The organism is Pseudomonas sp. 21 (genome assembly GCF_000955805.1).
Taxonomy (GTDB): Bacteria; Pseudomonadota; Gammaproteobacteria; order Pseudomonadales; family Pseudomonadaceae; genus Pseudomonas.
The window spans coordinates 90,709-107,667 of record NZ_JYOA01000019.1; the positions used below are offsets into that span (position 1 = coordinate 90,709).

18 protein-coding genes are annotated in these 16,959 nt (G+C 64.2%); 12 read left to right on the plus strand and 6 right to left on the minus strand.

Going from position 1 to position 16,959, the window contains the following annotated elements; all coding sequences use genetic code 11:
* Nucleotides 1-33 precede the first annotated feature (33 nt).
* Genes codA through codB form a run of 3 tightly spaced genes read right to left on the minus strand, consistent with a single transcriptional unit; the run spans nucleotide 34 to nucleotide 3,774 of the window.
* Nucleotides 34-1,275, minus strand: a complete 1,242-nt coding sequence (codA, locus tag UB43_RS28570; RefSeq protein ID WP_045217990.1) for a cytosine deaminase — start codon at nucleotides 1,273-1,275, stop codon at nucleotides 34-36.
* Nucleotides 1,276-1,297: 22 nt separating this feature from the next.
* Nucleotides 1,298-2,518, minus strand: coding sequence for a PucR family transcriptional regulator (locus UB43_RS28575; RefSeq protein WP_045217991.1), 1,221 nt, complete (start codon nucleotides 2,516-2,518; stop codon nucleotides 1,298-1,300).
* The gene (gene codB / locus UB43_RS28580) at nucleotides 2,515-3,774 is read right to left on the minus strand and encodes a cytosine permease (protein WP_045217992.1); all 1,260 of its coding nucleotides are present in this window, start codon (nucleotides 3,772-3,774) and stop codon (nucleotides 2,515-2,517) included. The genes UB43_RS28575 and codB overlap by 4 nt, the downstream gene beginning before the upstream one ends.
* Before the next feature lie 514 nt (nucleotides 3,775-4,288).
* Here codB and UB43_RS28585 point away from each other — a divergent pair.
* The 5 genes from UB43_RS28585 to UB43_RS28605 are packed head-to-tail and all read left to right on the plus strand — an operon-like array spanning nucleotide 4,289 to nucleotide 7,674.
* Nucleotides 4,289-5,377, plus strand: coding sequence for an amine dehydrogenase large subunit (locus tag UB43_RS28585; RefSeq protein WP_256355405.1), 1,089 nt, complete (start codon nucleotides 4,289-4,291; stop codon nucleotides 5,375-5,377).
* 36 nt (nucleotides 5,378-5,413) lie between these two features.
* Entirely contained in the window at nucleotides 5,414-5,953 is a 540-nt protein-coding gene (locus UB43_RS28590) for a MauE/DoxX family redox-associated membrane protein (protein ID WP_045217994.1), read from the plus strand.
* 4 nt (nucleotides 5,954-5,957) lie between these two features.
* Entirely contained in the window at nucleotides 5,958-6,590 is a 633-nt protein-coding gene (gene mauD / locus UB43_RS28595) for a methylamine dehydrogenase accessory protein MauD (protein ID WP_045217995.1), read from the plus strand.
* A 17-nt stretch (nucleotides 6,591-6,607) separates the two neighbouring features.
* Nucleotides 6,608-7,129, plus strand: a complete 522-nt coding sequence (locus UB43_RS28600) for a methylamine dehydrogenase light chain (protein ID WP_045217996.1) — start codon at nucleotides 6,608-6,610, stop codon at nucleotides 7,127-7,129.
* Nucleotides 7,130-7,146: 17 nt separating this feature from the next.
* The gene (locus UB43_RS28605) at nucleotides 7,147-7,674 is read left to right on the plus strand and encodes a hypothetical protein (protein ID WP_045217997.1); all 528 of its coding nucleotides are present in this window, start codon (nucleotides 7,147-7,149) and stop codon (nucleotides 7,672-7,674) included.
* A gap of 197 nt (nucleotides 7,675-7,871) precedes the next feature.
* Here the strand turns inward: UB43_RS28605 and UB43_RS28610 are convergent, their stop codons facing one another.
* Nucleotides 7,872-8,249, minus strand: a complete 378-nt coding sequence (locus UB43_RS28610; protein ID WP_045217998.1) for a hypothetical protein — start codon at nucleotides 8,247-8,249, stop codon at nucleotides 7,872-7,874.
* Between the two features lie 68 nt (nucleotides 8,250-8,317).
* On the minus strand, nucleotides 8,318-9,361 hold the full coding sequence (locus UB43_RS28615) for a LacI family DNA-binding transcriptional regulator (protein ID WP_045217999.1): 1,044 nt from the start codon (nucleotides 9,359-9,361) through the stop codon (nucleotides 8,318-8,320).
* A gap of 231 nt (nucleotides 9,362-9,592) precedes the next feature.
* Here UB43_RS28615 and UB43_RS28625 point away from each other — a divergent pair, with 231 nt between their 5' ends.
* The 7 genes from UB43_RS28625 to UB43_RS28650 all read left to right on the plus strand — a co-directional run bounded on the left by UB43_RS28625 (nucleotide 9,593) and on the right by UB43_RS28650 (nucleotide 16,572).
* A complete protein-coding gene (locus tag UB43_RS28625; protein WP_045218001.1) occupies nucleotides 9,593-10,114 on the plus strand; it encodes a gluconokinase in 522 nt (173 codons plus the stop codon).
* Nucleotides 10,115-10,198: 84 nt separating this feature from the next.
* Complete coding sequence (locus UB43_RS28630) at nucleotides 10,199-11,551, plus strand: GntP family permease (RefSeq protein ID WP_045218002.1); 1,353 nt, start codon at nucleotides 10,199-10,201, stop codon at nucleotides 11,549-11,551.
* Nucleotides 11,552-11,683: 132 nt separating this feature from the next.
* Nucleotides 11,684-11,809 (plus strand): hypothetical protein, encoded by a 126-nt coding sequence (locus UB43_RS30175; protein WP_256205382.1) that lies wholly within the window; start codon nucleotides 11,684-11,686, stop codon nucleotides 11,807-11,809.
* Nucleotides 11,810-11,941: 132 nt separating this feature from the next.
* A complete protein-coding gene (locus tag UB43_RS28635; protein WP_045218003.1) occupies nucleotides 11,942-13,567 on the plus strand; it encodes an NADP-dependent glyceraldehyde-3-phosphate dehydrogenase in 1,626 nt (541 codons plus the stop codon).
* A 441-nt stretch (nucleotides 13,568-14,008) separates the two neighbouring features.
* Nucleotides 14,009-15,280: a RidA family protein gene (locus tag UB43_RS28640; RefSeq protein ID WP_045218004.1), complete on the plus strand. Its 1,272-nt coding sequence runs from the start codon at nucleotides 14,009-14,011 to the stop codon at nucleotides 15,278-15,280.
* Between the two features lie 266 nt (nucleotides 15,281-15,546).
* Complete coding sequence (locus tag UB43_RS28645) at nucleotides 15,547-15,945, plus strand: hypothetical protein (RefSeq protein ID WP_156160531.1); 399 nt, start codon at nucleotides 15,547-15,549, stop codon at nucleotides 15,943-15,945.
* A 111-nt stretch (nucleotides 15,946-16,056) separates the two neighbouring features.
* The gene (locus tag UB43_RS28650) at nucleotides 16,057-16,572 is read left to right on the plus strand and encodes a hypothetical protein (protein ID WP_156160532.1); all 516 of its coding nucleotides are present in this window, start codon (nucleotides 16,057-16,059) and stop codon (nucleotides 16,570-16,572) included.
* 101 nt (nucleotides 16,573-16,673) lie between these two features.
* Here the strand turns inward: UB43_RS28650 and UB43_RS29970 are convergent.
* On the minus strand, nucleotides 16,674-16,959 hold a 286-nt coding region (locus tag UB43_RS29970), incomplete at its 5' end, for a hypothetical protein (RefSeq protein ID WP_218187709.1).

Consider the following 16,959-nt stretch of genomic DNA (forward strand, 5'->3'; position numbering starts at 1 on the left):
GGCCCGCTCCTACAGGTTGAGTTCGGTGCCGTCTCAGCCCTCGACCAGTTCTACTTTCTCCGGCTCGCGCTTCATCAGCACGCGGCCATTGCGGATCGAGTACAGCGCCTTGGTCTGCTGGCGCACTGCTTCGTAGTCACTGTCCACGCCCAGTACCAGCAGGTTCGCCGGGCGGCCGGCGGCGATGCCATAGCGCGCACCGAGGTTCAGCGCGCGGGCGCTGTTGTCGGTGACCAGGTCCAGCGCGCGCTGCAGGTCATCGAAGCCCATCATGTGGCAGATGTGCAGGCCGGCATCCAGCACGCGCAGGATGTTGCCGTTGCCCAGCGGGTACCACGGGTCCTTGATCGAGTCCTGGCCGAAGCAGACGTTCATGCCGGCGCGGTCGATCTCGGCCACGCGGGTCACGCCACGGCGTTTCGGGAAGGTGTCGAAGCGGCCCTGCAGGTGGATGCTCTCGGTCGGGCAGGAGACGAAGTTGATGCCCGAACGCTTGAGCAGGCGGAACAGCTTGGAGCAGTAGGCGTTGTCGTAGGAACCCATGGCCGTGGTGTGGCTGGCGGTGACGCGGCCACCCATGCCGCGCACGCGGGCTTCCTCGGCAAGCACTTCGAGGAAGCGCGAGTTCGGGTCGTCGGTTTCGTCGCAGTGCACGTCCACCAGGCAGCCGGTGCGCTCGGCCAGGTCCATGAGGAACTTGATCGAGCTGACGCCCTGCTCGCGGGTGTTCTCGAAGTGCGGGATGCCGCCGACCACGTCCGCGCCGAGGCGGATCGCCTCTTCCATCAGCTCGCGGCCGCCCTCGTAGGACTCTATGCCCTCCTGCGGGAAGGCAACGATCTGCAGGTCCACCAGGTGCCGCGCCTCTTCGCGGACCTCCACCATGGCCTTGAGTGCCGCCAGGGTCGGATCGGTCACGTCGACGTGGGTGCGCACGTGCTGGATGCCGTGGGCAGCCAGCATGCGGATGGTGGTGTGGGCGCGGGACTTGGTGTCCTCGTGCGTGATGGTTTCCTTGCGCTGGGCCCAGCGCTCGATGCCCTCGAACAGGGTGCCGCTCATGTTCCACTCCGGCTCGCCGGCGGTCAGGGTGGCGTCGAGGTGGATGTGCGGCTCCACCAGCGGGGCGATGGCCAGGTTGCCTCGGGCGTCGATGTCGTCGCCGCTGGCGGCCAGGGTGCCGGCTTGCTGCACGACTTCGGCGATGACGTCGCCTTCGCAGCGGATGGTGAACAGGCCGGTCTGCTTGCGCAGGGAGGCGTTGATGATTTTCATGGGATCAAAGGTCCTCTTCAGGCTATTCGTGGCGCGGCGCGCTGGACATGCGCCAGATGAGCAGCGCCACGGAGGTATTCAGGCGGAATTGCGCGTCGTCCAGGGACTGGCCGCTGAGGGCCTCGATGCGCGCGATCCGCTGGTTCAGGGTGTTGCGATGGATGCCCAGGCGTTGTGCCGCCTTGAGCGCGTTGCCGCCTTCCTGGACCAGCGCGTCGAGCGTCTCGATCAGCAGGTGCGGCTGTTTGCGGCCCGCATCGTTGAGCGGGCCGAGGGTGTCCTTCATGAACTGCTCGATCACTGCGCGATCGGGAATCGCCCGCAGCAGGCGCAGCACGCCCAGCTCACGGTAGTCGCAGAAACCACCGGGCGCCTGCATGCCTTCGGCGACATCCAGCGCCTGGCGGGCTTCGAGCAGCGCGCGGGGATATTCCGCGCAGGAATCGGCGCGGGCCGACAGCCCGAGGTAAGCCCGCAGCGGCGCCAACTCCTGCTGCAGTTCGGCGGCCAGGGCGTGCAGTTCGGGGCGCTCGGCACTTTCGGAATCGGCCAGCAGCAGGACGAACAGGTCGCCCTGGATCACCACCGGCAGGCGCTCGGGGCGTTCCTGCTGCCAGCTTTCCAGATGGTCGAGCAGTCGCTGGCGGGTGCGTTGCAGTGCGCGCTCGGCTTCTTCCGGCTCATGCTGCTGGAACAATGTGTCGACGCCGGACAGCCGCAGCGCCACCAGACGGCGCGGGGCTTCCAGCGGCAACTCCAGGTGTTGCGCACGGCGACGGACGATCTCCAGGCTGGGGAAGTCGCCGCTCAGCAGCTGGCCGAGGATGTCCCGGCGCGAGGTCTTCACCTGGGTCATCTGTACCAGCGCCGTGCCGATCAGGTGGGTGACGATGACCATCTTCAGCGCGTAGGGCTGCTCGATCAGCGGCAGCCCCTCCCCTTCGGCCAGATGCACCACGGACTCGGGAATGCGCTGGATGAACTCGTCACCGGTCAGAATGACGATGCCGGCAATGCCGCTGGCGACGCCTTCGCGCACCAGCTGCAGCAGGTTGGCTTCGTCACGGCTGTGGTTGATGCCGGTGACGAACACCAGCTCGCCGCCCATCACCCAGTCGGCAATGCCAACGTTCTCCGCCACGTAGGACCAGCGCACGCTGCGATGCAGGTTGCGTGCGCCGGCCCGCAGCGCGAGGCTTTCCAGCCCCGGCAGACGGAGGATTTCCTCGACGCTCAGGCTCAAGCGCGCGGCTCGGCCACCGGCGCGCGGGCGCGGGTGACTTCGGTGAGGACGATGTAGCAGAGGGCCGAGGCGGCGATGCCCACCAGCGGTGCGATCCACGGCGAGGCGTAGGCCAACCCCGCGCCGACCGCGTAGGACGCGAGGCCCGAGACGTTGAACGCCGGAATGTGGCTGCCCACCAGCGCTGGGTACTCGCCGCGGTTGCGGTACCAGTAGTCGGCCATGATCACGCCGCCCAGCGGCGGGATGATCGAGCCCAGCAGCACCAGGAACGGGATCAGCCATTCGTACATGCCGCCGATGGCCAGGATGATGCCGATACCGGCGGCCAGCAGGGTCATGGTGCGGCGACGCTCGCTGCGTACCAGGTGGCAGGCGGCGGCGGAGACGTTGTAGATGGTCGGGCCCTGGATGGTCCACAGGTTCAGGCAGAGCATGATCACCGCAGCGAAGGACAGGCCCTGCAGCACCATCACTTCGACGATGTCGGCGTTCTGGTAGACGATGGCGCACCAGGCGCCGGCGACGATCATCAGGCCGTTGCCGATGAGGAAGGCGACCACGCTGGCGATCACCGCGATGCGCCCGCTGCGCGCCATGCGCGTCCAGTTGGTAGCCTGGGTCGCGCCGCTGGCGAAGGTGCCGAAGACCATGGTCACGGCGGCGGAGAAGGTCAGCGTCTGGCTCGGCTCCTTCGCCAGCAGGCCACTCCAGCCGCCGGCGTGGTGGGTCGCGATGACCATCGAGGCCACCAGCAGGATGAACATCAGCGGCACCGACACGCGGGACATGATGTCCAGCCCCTTGAAGCCGATGATCGCGGTGACCGAGAACAGCAGGCCGAACACCACCATCAGCGGAATGTTCAGCCACTCGGGCAGGCTCAGCATCTTCACCAGCACGATGGCCACGGTGGCGGTGCCCCAGGCGTACCAGCCCAGTTCGGCGAAGCCGAGGAGGAAGTCGGACAGCTTGCTGCCGCGCTCGCCGAAGCAGAAGCGCCCCATCAGCACGGTGTTCAGGCCGCTGCGCGAGGCGATCAGGCCCAGGGCGGCGGCGTAGATGGCGAGCAGCACGTTGCCGATGAAGGCGACCCAGAGCATGTCGACGAAGTCGAAGGCCATGCCGATCTTGCCGCCGGCGAACATGGTGCCGGTGAAGAAGGTGAAGCTGAACAGGACCATGGCGATGGGCAGCAGGCCTTTGCGCCCTTCCCTGGGCGTCGCGCTCAGGGGGAATTCACTGGGGGAACTCATCAGATGTCTCCGCGAGGATTGGTTGAGGACTCCCGGCCAACGCAAATAGCGGGCCGGAAAAGCCAATCAGGAACGACGCGGAAATTTTGAGCATGTCGAACATTGTGAACTGTTCACAATGCACACTTCCGGTGGGTGTAACGGCGTTTCAAGATAGCTCAAATGTGCATTGTGCGGATTTTCGGGGCACGATGCAGCTTTTTCGCACCAAAACCTGACGAAGCCTTGATCCATGCCTGTGCCGTTCGGCGGATTTCCCGCCTCGAAACGCAACGGCAGTCTGCACTTTCTCCCTGCGACACCCTGTCACCCCCAGACAAGGAAATGGCACGGACAACAAGTCCGGCGCGAACCGACGCAGGCAGACTCTCCTCAATGTTCCGTCCGCTGTCCGCCCCTGGCAGATGGCCTGATAACAACAGATAGCCCGCCAACAAGAAAAAGGGAGTACCCGCCAATGAGCGTCGCCAGGTTCCTCGCTCCATCGGTCCTCGCGCTGGCAACTTGCCTCGCGATGGGCGCAGCCCAAGCCGAGCTGCCGACCGAGAGCATCGGTGAGACCGTCTTGCCGTTCCCGCCCTCGCCGCACCGTGCGTACATCGTCGACGTGGAGTTCGAGAACTTCATCGCCGGCCGCGTCACCGTGGTCGACCCCGAGCAGAAGAAGATGCTCGGCATGGTCAGCACCGGCTTCGTCGCCCCGTCCACCCTGAGCCACGACGCCAAGACCCTGTACTCCGCCGACACCTTCTACTCCCGCGGCACCCGCGGCGTGCGCACCGACGTGCTGACCGCCTGGGACACCTCGAACCTGCGTCCGAAGTGGGAAGTTGAAATCCCCGCCAAGCGTGCCTCGATCCTGACCCAGAAGTACGCCCTGGGCACCAGCTCCGACGACCGCTTCGTCTACGTCTACAACTTCACCCCGTCCACCTCGGTCACCGTGGTCGACACGCAGGAGAAGAAGGTCGCCAGCGAAATCGCCATCAGCGGCTGCGTGCTCAACTACCCGGTGGGCAAGCGCAGCTTCGCCTCGCTGTGCGGTGACGGCCAGCTGCAGATCACCAGGATCGGCGACGACGGCAAGGAAGTCGGCCGCAGCCAGACGCCCTTCTTCGACCCGAACAAGGAAAAGCTCAACGAACGCGGCCTGGCCGTGGGCGAGACCTACTTCTTCGTGACCACCGACGGCATGGTCAAGCCGGTGGACGTTTCCGGCGACAAGCCGAAGATGCTGCCGAGCTGGTCGCTGACCACCGACGAAGAGCGCAAGAAAGGCTGGGGCACCGGCGGCTGGCAGCTGATGGCCGTAGCGCCCAAGCTGAACCGCCTGTACGTGCTGATGCATGAAGAGCACAGCGCCGGCAAATGGGAAGACCCGAGCCCGTTCATCTGGGTCTACGACCTGAAGACGCAGAAGAAGATCGGCACCCTGGAAGCGCCCAAGCCGGTCTGGAGCCTGCACGCCACTACCGACGACAAGCCGCTGCTGCTGGGCACCGACATCGAAGGCGGCCTGCAGATCTTCGACCTGAAGACCGGCAAGTACAACGGCGCCATGGACAAGATCGCCAAGACCCCGATCCTGGTCCTGAGCCACTAAGCCTTTTTTAGAACGTCATCCTCGAGAGGTACGGAAATGTTTTCCGATCCGATCCTGATCATCGCCAGTGCAGTGGCCGTTGCGGTGCTGCTCGCCAGCGCCGCCAGCCACAAGCTGCGCGCGCCGATGCGCTTCGCCCGCCAGGTCGAAGACTACGGCCTGCTGCCGGCCTCGCTGGTCGGCCCGGTGGCCCGCGTGCTGCCAGTGATCGAGGGCGTTATCGCCTTCGCCCTGCTGGTACCGGCGAGCCGTCATGCGGCGGCCCTGGCCGCCACGGCGCTGATCCTGTTCTATGCCGGCGCCATCGGCATCAACCTCTGGCGCGGTCGTCGTGACATCGACTGCGGCTGCTCCGGCCCCGGCCAGATGCAACCGCTGCGCCCGGTGCTGCTGCTGCGCAACGCGATCATCGCCGGCCTCGGCCTGCTCGCCGCCAGCAGCCCGCAGGCTCGCGAACTGGGCGTGTTCGACGCCTTCGTGATCCTCGCGGCCAGCGCCGTCACCCTGCTCCTGTATGCCGCGGCGGACAGCCTGCTGGCGAACCATCCCCGTCTGCTCAAACTCATCGGAAGGTGAACAAATGGAAGGCCTGATCGTTTCCAACATTCTTCTCTGGGTGCTGCTCATCGCCCTCGCCTTCACCGTGATGGCGCTGGTGCGCCAGATCGGCGTCCTGCATGGCCGCATCGCTCCGGCCGGCGCGCTGATGGTCGACAAGGGCGTGGCCGTCAACGAGCCTGCGCCGAAAGTCACCGCCGCCGACCGCCACGGTCGCCCGGTCAACTTCGGCTATGAAGGCGAGCGCGGCCAGCTGCTGTTCTTCCTCTCGCCGACCTGCCCGATCTGCAAGTCGCTGCTGCCGGCGATCAAATCCATCGCCAAGGACAAGGCCGGCGAACTGGAAGTGATCTACGTCAGCGACGGCGACATGGCCGCACAGCAGGCGCTGATCACCGAGCACGGCCTGGAAAAAGCCGCCTACGTGGTCGGCCCGGAAGTCGGCATGACCTACCAGATCGGCAAGCTGCCCTACGCCGCGCTGATCGACAGCAAGGGCGTGCTGCGCGCCAAGGGCCTGGTGAACTCCCGCGAGCACCTGGACAGCCTGTTCGAGGTCGAGCACCTGGGCAGCGCCACCCTGCAGCAGTACATGAATGGCCATAGCCACAACGGCGTGCACACCCACGACGCCAGCCACGGCCACAGCCACTGATCACGGAGAGAACAAGAATGAAATTCCTCGACAACCTGTTCGAGCGCTCCTCCCGCCAGGTGGCCAACGTCACCTCGCGGCGCAAGCTGCTGGGCCGCTTCGGCTCGCTGCTGGTGGCCGGCGCGGCACTGCCGATCATCCTGCCGATCGACCGCACCTCCAAGGCCCTCGCCGCCGAAGCGCCCAAGGCTGGCGATCCGGGTGACCCGAACAGCTGCGACTACTGGCGCTACTGCTCCATCGACGGTTTCCTCTGCACCTGCTGCGGCGGCACCACCACCTCCTGCCCGCCCGGTACCGATGCTTCCCAGGTGACCTGGATCGGCACCTGCCGCAACCCGGCGGACGGCAAGGACTACATCATTTCCTACAACGACTGCTGCGGTAAGCACAGCTGCTCCCAGTGCGCCTGTACCCGCAACGAGAGCGAGGAGCCGCTGTACCGTCCGTTCAACAACAACGACGTCAACTGGTGCCTGGGCGCGGAATCGCGCATCTACAACTGCACCGTCACCATCATCCGCGGCGTCGCGGTCTGAAGTCGGGAGAAAAGCCCATGCGCAGTCTCGTTGTCGGCGCCCTGCTCTGCAGCCTGGTCGCCCCCATTGCCCAGGCCCGTGCGATCCCCGATCCGCACCAGCGGCCGGCGCCCGGCAACGAGGAGGTGCAGAAGCCGATCTCCCAGCAGAGCTACACCCCGGCCACCAACTACCAGCTGCAATGCGCCGGCTGCCATCTCACCGAAGGCAGCGGCAGCAAGGCCAACGACACGCCGCGCCTGCACGGCTTCGTCGGCAACTTCCTGAAGGTGGACGGTGGCCGGCAATTCCTCGTGCGCGTGCCGGGCATGTCCCAGTCCGCGCTGAACGATGCGCAACTGGCCGACCTGCTCAACTGGCTGCTGCGCAAGGAAGGCATGGCTGGCGACAGCATGCCCGCCGAGTTCAAGCCCTACACCGCCGAGGAAGTCAAAGCCACGCGCTACCAGGCCCTGCTCAACCTGCCGGGCACCCGCGCCGGGTTGATCCAGGAAATGCGCAAGCAGGGCATCACCATCACCGATGGAATGAGCGATGCGTATTGAGTGATTGCTCCGGCGGCTTGCCCGCCGGATTGTTTTGCCTCCGCATTCAGCCCGCCGCTCCAGCGGGCTTTTTTATGCGCGGCATGTTCACGCAGAGACCCGCTTTTTGTAGGAGCGAGNNTGCTCGCGAACCGCTTGATGCCAGCGCAGCCAGGGGACCTGTTCGCGAGCAAGCTCGCTCCTACAAAGAACCTGCGCTATGCCTTGCGGCGGCCAACCACATATCTGATTGCCCCGTATGCCAGTAGGAACAGGGCGCAAAGCGGGTAATACAGCACCCAGGCCAGCCCCGTCTCCCGAGGGGAAACGAAGCCGTGGATGTAGCAAGTAAATGCAATGAGGACGACGTTCAGACCAATCAGGATCTGAACCAGTGTGTTCCTGCGCAACACCGATACCGCGGCGAGGACCGCCATCAGAAGGTGCGGAGCGGCCATGAAAAAGTAGTTTCCAATGAACCACTGGTCCACATAGTCCTGGTTCACGTTGTTCTGCAGGCCAATGCCCACGAAGTGGACCACTGCGGGCAGCAGAACTAGAAGTACCACCTTCGCCAGAGAGTTACCCGCCTCCATTATCTTTCCTTGATATACGGACGTGATCTTGCGCCGATTCTACCCAATAGCCAGGGTGAATCTCTGGTTCAACTACTCTCCCGCACCATCAACTCGAACCCCAGGTCCATCACCGGTTCGCTCACCGGCTTGTCGTTGATGAGGTCGAGCAGGCGTTCCGCCGCATGGGTGCCGATGGCCTTGCGCGGGGTGCGGATGCTGGACAGGCGCGGCACCATGAATTCCGAGCTGGGCAGGTCGTTGAAGCCCAGCACCGCCACCTGCTCGGGGATGCGGATGCCGTGGCGCATGGCTTCGAGCAGCGCGCCGTGGGCCAGGTCGTCGTTGCCGAAGAAGATGCCTTCCACCTGCGGCTGGCTGGCCAGCAACTGGCGAAACAGCTCGCCGCCAAGGCCCACCGAGGATGGGCGCGGCGTGAGGATTTCCAGCGCGGGGTCGTAGCAACCAGCCTGCTGCAACGCGCGGCGATAACCTTCGCCGCGCAGCAGCGTGCGCTGGTCCAGTTGCGCGCCGATGTAGGCCAGGCGCTTGCGGCCACTCTTGAGCAGGTGCGTGGCCGCCGCCTCCCCTGCGCGAATCTGCGAGAAGCCCACGCAATGCAGCCCGGCGCCAGGGTCGAGGTCCATCATGTAGACGCTCGGTACGCCGCTGGCCTCGATCATCCGGCGGGCACTCTCGGTGCGGTCGAAGCCGGTCAGCAGCAGACCGCGCGGCTGGTACGCGAGGTAGTTGCGCAGCAGGTTCTCTTCTTCGTCGCGGGAATAGTGGTAGTTGCCGATCAGCACTTCCAGGCCGCGCGGGTGCATCACGGCGTGGATGGCTTCGAGGGTTTCGATGAACAACTGGTTCGCCAGCGACGGCACCAGTACCACGATGTTGTGGCTCTGCTTGGAAGCCAGCGCGCGGGCGGCGGGGTTGGCGACGTAGCCCAGTTCGCTGGCCGCCTGTCGGACCTTCTCCGCCAGTTCCTCGGCCACCGTGCTCACCCCACGCAGGGCCCGCGAAGCAGTGATCGGGCTTACTCCGGCGCGGCGCGCCACTTCATCCAGTGTCGGTCGGCCAGTCGTCCGGGAGCTTTTGTCGTTCTTCTTGTCAGTCTTCTTGACGGTCATCGGGCGTATTGCCAAACAAAAATCGAGGCACTAAGGTAGCGCTGTCTTGCGACCAGGGCAATTGCCTGAGACCAGCTCCGCTGGCCCTCGCCCGACGGCCCCTTGCTCGTCATCAGGGCACTGCAGCCGAATCGCCGAGACAGACCGACTAGAATGACAAGAATACGGAGGCAGCCGATGCTTTTCGTTACGCCCAACAAAGATAGCGCTGTCTCAGCGATGAGGCTCTCCATGCCCCCTTCCATCGATGCCGTCCTCATCATGGGCGTCTCCGGATGCGGCAAATCCAGCGTCGGCGAGGCGCTCTGCCTGCGCAACGGCGCGTTCGCCATCGAAGGCGATTCCTTCCACCCCGCTGCCAACATCGAGAAGATGAGCGCCGGCATCCCGCTCACCGACGAAGACCGCGCCGGCTGGCTCGACACCCTCGCCGCCGAACTGCAGAAGGCCATCGCCGCCGGCCAGCGCCCGGTACTCACCTGCTCCGCGCTCAAGCTCCTCTACCGCGAACGCCTGCGCCGCGCGGTGCCCGGCCTGGGCGTGGTGTTCCTGGAGCTGACCCGTGACGCCGCCGCCGAGCGCGTCGCCACCCGGCCCGGTCACTTCATGCCGGCCAGCCTGATCGACAGCCAGTTCGCCGCCCTCGAACCGCCGCTGAGCGAACCGCTGACCCTGCACCTGGATGCCACCCGCCCGGTCGACGACCTGGCCGAAGCCGCCCACCTCTGGTGGCGACAGCATTCCAGCGACTGACCTCGATAGCGCCTGCCCGCTCAAGATAGCGCTATCTCACCCTAAAGCCGCTCCGGCACACAACGACAACAACAGGAGAGCCCCATGCTCGGCATGTCCCACGACACCTATCTGCTGCTGGACGCGGTGGTCACCATCATCGGCCTGATCCTGCTGATCACCCACTTCAAGATCCACCCCTTCGTTGCCCTGATCATCGCTGCCGGCTTCCTTGGTCTCACCTCCGGCATGCCGGTGGCGACCATCGTCAAATCCTTCCAGGACGGCTTTGGCGGCGTGCTCGGCTTCGTCGGCATCATCCTTGCCCTGGGCACCATGCTCGGCAAGATGATGGCCGAGTCCGGCGGCGCCGATCAGATCGCCCGCACACTGATCCAGGCCTTCGGCAAGGAGCGCGTGCACTGGGCGATGATGTTCGCCGCCTTCCTGGTCGGCATCCCGCTGTTCTTCGAGATCGGCTTCATCCTGCTGGTCCCGCTGGTGTTCATCGTGGCGCGTCGCAGCGGCGTGTCGCTGATCAAGATCGGCATCCCGCTGCTCGCCGGCCTCTCCGCCGTGCACGGCCTGGTGCCGCCGCATCCGGGCCCGCTGCTGGCCATTGGCGTGTTCGGCGCAGACATCGGCAAGACCATCTTCTACGGCCTGCTCGTCGCCCTGCCCACCGCCGCCATCGCCGGCCCGATCTTCGGTGCCTGGATCTCGAAGATGATCCCCGGCCAGCCCAATGAAGAGCTGGTGGCGCAGATTGCCCACGAGCCGGACACCAGCAACCTGCCCAGCTTCGGCGTCACCCTGTTCACTGTGCTGCTGCCGGTGTTCCTGATGCTGCTCAAGACCTTCGCCGACGTCATGCTCGCCGACGGCCACGTGATCCGTGCCTGGCTGGACATGATCGGCCACCCGATCACTGCCCTGCTGCTGGCCCTGCTGCTGTCGCTCTACACCTTCGGCCATGCCCGTGGTTTCGACTCGAAGAAGATCCTCAAGCTGCTCGACCAGAGCCTTGCGCCCACCGCCGCCATCGTGATGATCATCGGCGCCGGCGGCGGCTTCAAACAGATGCTGGTGGCCAGCGGCGTGGGCGACGTGATCGGCCATATGGCGGTGCAGGCGCAGATTTCGCCGATCCTCCTGGCCTGGCTGGTCGCCGCGGTGATCCGCATCGCCACCGGCTCCGCCACCGTCGCCACCATCACCGGCGCGGGCATCGTGGTGCCGGTCATCGACCTGATCCCCGGCGTCAACCGCGAGCTGCTGGTACTCGCCACCGGTGCCGGTTCGCTGATCCTGTCCCACGTCAACGACGCCGGCTTCTGGCTGGTGAAGCAGTACTTCAACATGAGCGTGATGGAGACCTTCAAGACCTGGACGGCCATGGAGACCATCCTCTCGGTGGTCGGCCTGGGCTTCATCCTGCTGCTGTCGCTGTTCGTCTGACGTCGCTGCCTTGTAGGAGTGGGCCACGCCCGCGATCGCGCGCATGGCGCGCTCCTACAGGGTGCTTACCCGCCACCTGCCAGGCGAATGTCTGCCATTCGCCAACCGGACTCCTGCAAAGAGGTATCGCCCGTGACTTCCTCCGCAACTCCGAAAGCCCCCACCCAGCCCACCTGGCCCCGCGACTTCGACATCCGCGCCCGCTACGCCGAGCAGCAGGAACTGCTGCAACCTCCGCCGCCCGCCAAACACCCGTAGGGCGCATAACGCGGCACGCGTTATCCGCCATCCGCCCTACGAAAAGCACGGCGATGATGCTGAATCGTTTAACCCTTGCGTAGCTACGATCTATAACAGACCAGTCGCCCACCTTCCCCCGAGGGATGAGTCATGCCCGACAAGAACAAGCTCGACCATCTGTTCCCCCGCCTCACCGATATCCCCGACGCCTGGCGCCCCGACGCTCCGGTCGAGCAGCGCGAGTACCTGGTCAACGGCGAACTGCGCCGCTGGGACGGCCCGCTGGCGCCGGTGCGCAGCCCGCTCTTCCTCAGCACCGAGGAAGGTGACCAACAGGTGATCCTCGGCAGCACGCCACTGCTGGATGCCGACGCCGCCCTCGCCGCGCTGGACGCCGCCGTGGCCGCCTACGACAACGGCCAGGGTGAATGGCCCAACCTGCGCGTGGCCGAGCGCATTGCCCATGTCGAGCGCTTCCTCGGCCGCATGCGCGAGCAGCGCAGCGCCGTGGTCAAGCTGCTGATGTGGGAGATCGGCAAGAACCTCAAGGATTCGGAAAAGGAGTTCGACCGCACCTGTGACTACATCGTCGACACCATCCAGGCGCTCAAGGAACTGGACCGCCGCTCCAGCCGCTTCGAACTGGAACAGGGAACGCTGGGGCAGATCCGCCGCGTGCCGCTGGGCGTGGCGCTGTGCATGGGCCCGTACAACTACCCGCTGAACGAGACCTTCACCACCCTGATCCCGGCACTGATCATGGGCAACACCGTGGTCTTCAAGCCCGCCAAGTTCGGCGTGCTGCTGATCCGCCCGCTGCTCGAAGCCTTCCGCGACAGCTTCCCGCTGGGGGTGATCAATGTCATCTACGGGCGCGGTCGCGAGACTGTCAGCGCACTCATGGCCAGCGGCAAGGTCGACGTCTTCGCCTTCATCGGCACCCATTCCGGCGCCGCCGACCTGAAGAAGCTCCACCCGCGCCCGCACCGCCTGCGCGCCGCCCTCGGGCTCGACGCCAAGAACCCCGGCATCGTCCTGCCCAGCGTCGACCTGGAGAATGCCGTCAGCGAAGCCATCACCGGCGCCCTCTCCTTCAACGGCCAGCGCTGCACCGCGCTGAAGATCCTCTTCGTCCACGAAGACGTGCTGGACAGCTTCCTCGACAAGTTCAGCGCCAAGCTCGCCGAACTCAAGCCCGGCATGCCCTGGGAGCCCGGCGTGGCGCTGACGCCGCTGCCCGAGCCGGGCAAGGTCGATTATCTGAACGGCCTGCTGGAGGACGCGCTGGCCAGGGGCGCCAAGGTCATCAACGAAGGCGGCGGCGAGAGCCGTGAAAGCTTCTTCTACCCCGCACTGCTCAGCCCGGTACGTGCCGACATGCGCCTGTACAACGAGGAGCAGTTCGGCCCGTTGGTGCCGGTGGTGCCGTACCGCGAGCTGGACGAGGTGATCGACTACGTCCTGCAGTCCGACTACGGCCAGCAACTCAGCCTGTTCGGCAACGACCCGGAGCAGATCGGCCCGCTGGTGGACGCCTTCGTCAACCAGGTCGGCCGTATCAATATCAACGCCCAGTGCCAGCGCGGCCCGGACAGCTACCCCTTCAACGGCCGCAAGAACTCCGCCGAAGGCACCCTCTCCGTCCATGACGCCCTGCGCACCTTCTCCATCCGTACCCTGGTGGCCACGCGCTTCACCGACGCCAACAAGGAACTGATCAGCCAGATCATCCGTGACCGCGATTCGAGCTTCCTGACAACGGATTACATCTTCTGACCTTGAGTTGCGTAGAGCTCCTCTCCCTAACCCTGGCTGCGCGCCCCGCTCCGAAGGGAGAGGGGACTGTTCGGCGCAATGGGAATCCACTTCATCAGCCGGCACGATCGGCTCCCTCTCCCTTCAGGGAGAGGGCTGGGGAGAGGGAAGCGCCCCGGCACGGCATTCCCATGAAATGCACTGACTCCGCTTCAAGCCCTCCCAGCCCCCCCTGCAAACCATCCCGACTAACGCCCATCGCCAATTGAAACAACCCGGTAAACAGACCCCACTACCCTTGCCTTAAGTCAAAGGGGTCGCCCTCCTTGACCCGATAGTCTGCGCACCTCTCGACGAGTTCGATATCCGTCGTCTGACCAACAGTGGCAACGACCGATAGCGAAGCGAAGTAAGCCTTTGCCACGAAACCCACGGATTCCCAGCAAACCAGGGAGCAACCCTATGAGTGGCTACAACGCAGTACTGGCGAGAAACACCGACAAGGCACCCCAGGGCATCGGCCCGTATGCCCAGACCGTCGCCTTCTCCCACTACAACAACTTGTCCGCACAACTGCCCGTCGACCCCGCCACCGGCAAACTGGTCGCCGGCGGCACGCAGGAACAGGCCGAGCAGTGCTACAGGAACCTCAAGGCCGTGGTGGAAAGCATCGGCCACAAGCTCGACGACAGCGTCCGCATCTCGATCTTCCTGACCGACATCGCCGATGCCGAAGCCGTCGCCAAGGTCCATGCCGCCTTCTTCCCGGCCTACCTCCCGACCCTCACCAGCGTCGCCGTGGCAGCACTGCCGCTGGGCGCCAAGGTGCAGGTCGAAGCCCTCATCACCTGCGGCGAAGGCACCATCCCCAACGCACCTCAGGCCGGCGACCTGATCAAGGTCGAAGGCAGCACCGAGAACGCGCCGCTGAATGCGCTCTCCACCCAGTCGGTCGCCTTCTCCCACTACAACAACCTGTCCGCGCAACTGCCCATCGACCCGCGCACCGGGAAGCTGGTGGCCGGCGGCATCAAGGAACAGACCGCGCAGTGCCTGCGCAACATCAAGAACATCCTCGAAGGCATCGACGTGCCCTTCGATGACATCGTGCGCATCACGGTCTTCGTCAAGAACCTTGCCGACATGGAAGCGGTGAACCAGGTCTACACCACCTTCTTCCCCGACTCCGCCATCGCCCGCGCCGTCGGCTACTTCCCAGCACGCACCGTGGCCACGGTAAAAGCACTTCCGCTGGATGCCCTGGTGCAGATCGAAGCCGTGGTCTCCCACGGCGACGGCACCCCGCCGCAAGCCGTGGAAGACCGTCACGGCATCGTCATCAAGGCCCACAACACCGGCGCCGCGCCGCGTTGCCCGTACTCCACCCAGACCGTCGCTTTCTCCCACTACAACCACATCTCCGCCCAGCTGCCGCTGGACGTGAAGACCGGTGAACTGGTGGCAGGTGGCGTGAAAGAACAGGCCGCGCAGTGCTTCAAGCACCTCAAGGCCATCGTCGAAAGCATCGACCACGCCCTGGCCGACGTGGTGAAGGTCAACCTGTACCTGAAGAACATCGACGACATCGCCGTAGTCGACGAGGTGTACGCGACCTACTTCCCCGGCGGCACGCCCGCGCGCAGAACCGTCGGCGTATCGGAACTGCCCAAGGGCGCAGCGATCCAGATCGACGCCGTGGTTGCCAACGCCGAAGGCACGCCTCCGGCTGCGTGACGGCGCCGGTTCACTGACCAACAACCCGCGACATCCGCGAATGCCCCTCTCCCGCCGGGAGAGGGGCAGCGAGGGGCCTGCTCGAGCAGGGAACCTCATCACCCTGTGCTGTCACATCCCGCAATGCTCTCTGGGCGTCAACGTTGACGCGTCATAAATTCAGTAAAAACCTGACAACCACCAGAGAAACGTCCTACTTACCACTCGACAAAATACAACGAATATTACCTCCCCTCCCTATTTCTTGAGTGTGTGAGGTAATGCCCTTGTACAGAGCACTTTCCCTTGTAGCTCTTTCACTCATTGCCGGTACGGCCTGCGCAACCGAGTACTCCTCTGTTGATCTTTCCCACGAGTACGCCAAGGATAAGCAAGCCTTCATCGAGCAGCATCAGGAAGAGAGCGACTTCGTCGTCCACGGTGTCTTCAAGCGGCTCGACGTCAATATCGACGGTCAGGTCATGCAGATCTTCGGGCTACCCTCCGAAGAGCTGAATGATGAATACGATCCGCTCGGCAGCATTCAGCTGAACCCGGTCTCGACGGAAGACAAACAGCTCCAGGCCTTCAAGGAAGACGACCGCGTCACGGCGAACTGCAAAGGCCTGGACGCCAGCATGGGCATGCTCATGTTCAAGGAGTGCACTTTCACTCCTGAACAATAAACGGTTGCGAGCGAACCGCACTCGGAAGCCGACTTTCGCCCCGCCGCTATCCCTCCCCCGGTCGGGTAGCGCCCCCCTTTCCAACGGGCTACAACGACACCGGAGCTGTGCTTGGTCACCATCGAAGCATTGACACCGCAAGATAAAAGAATCCTAAGCCGCGTGCGCCACATGATGTTCATCATCATCCAGCTTGTCTCGGCGATCGCGTGCACAACCCTGGTCGGCGGAACCTATGAATTAATTGCAGAACATGCGACATCCATCATCGGCTGGGGAGTCTTTTTCGGTCTCCATGCACTGTTCTTCCACACACTTTATTCCGGTTGGAAGCTCAACAAATGGCTGCACGAGAACATCAAGAGCCAACAGAAATATGTCTTGCGCGGCAGAGTCGAAAACTTCTGGATGAAGAGTGTTTCACCGTCGCCTGGCGTCCCGCTCAAGTGGAACTGGCAGATCAACGGCATGACCATCACCCACGACCCGATGGTCTCCGGCGGCCTCAGGAATAAGAACGGCAAACTGCTGAACACCAAGGAGCTCAAGGCCATTCAGCAAACCGGCGCAAATGCCGAAGTCCACCTGACCAATACTGGGCAGCCGTTCCGTTTTTTCATGATTTGAGAATCGAACTGGCCATGGATGACTCCCTCACGGTTCATGCCCGCAAACCTAGGAATTAGTGCTGGCACAAATTTGCGTTTTGAGAGACCTGAGCAGTTGGGCTATTCGACCAATCTGGCCTCCCCGTCACCTTCAAGGTAGCCCCGAAGCGCATCCTGGCTGTCGAGCCTAATTTGAAGGTATGTGACTTCGCACCCGTCGGTTGGATTGTTCTCGATGTCTGTCGGGCTCGAGATGGAAACAAGCCGTCTTGCTCCCCGATAAACCTTGCATGCGGGAACCCCATCCCACTCCAGGGTGCCATTGCAGTCACCCTCACCCTGCAGTCCTATTTCGTCTGCTTTGTCATAGGCTTCCTCTACAGTGTGAATCGCCCCGGCTTTCCTA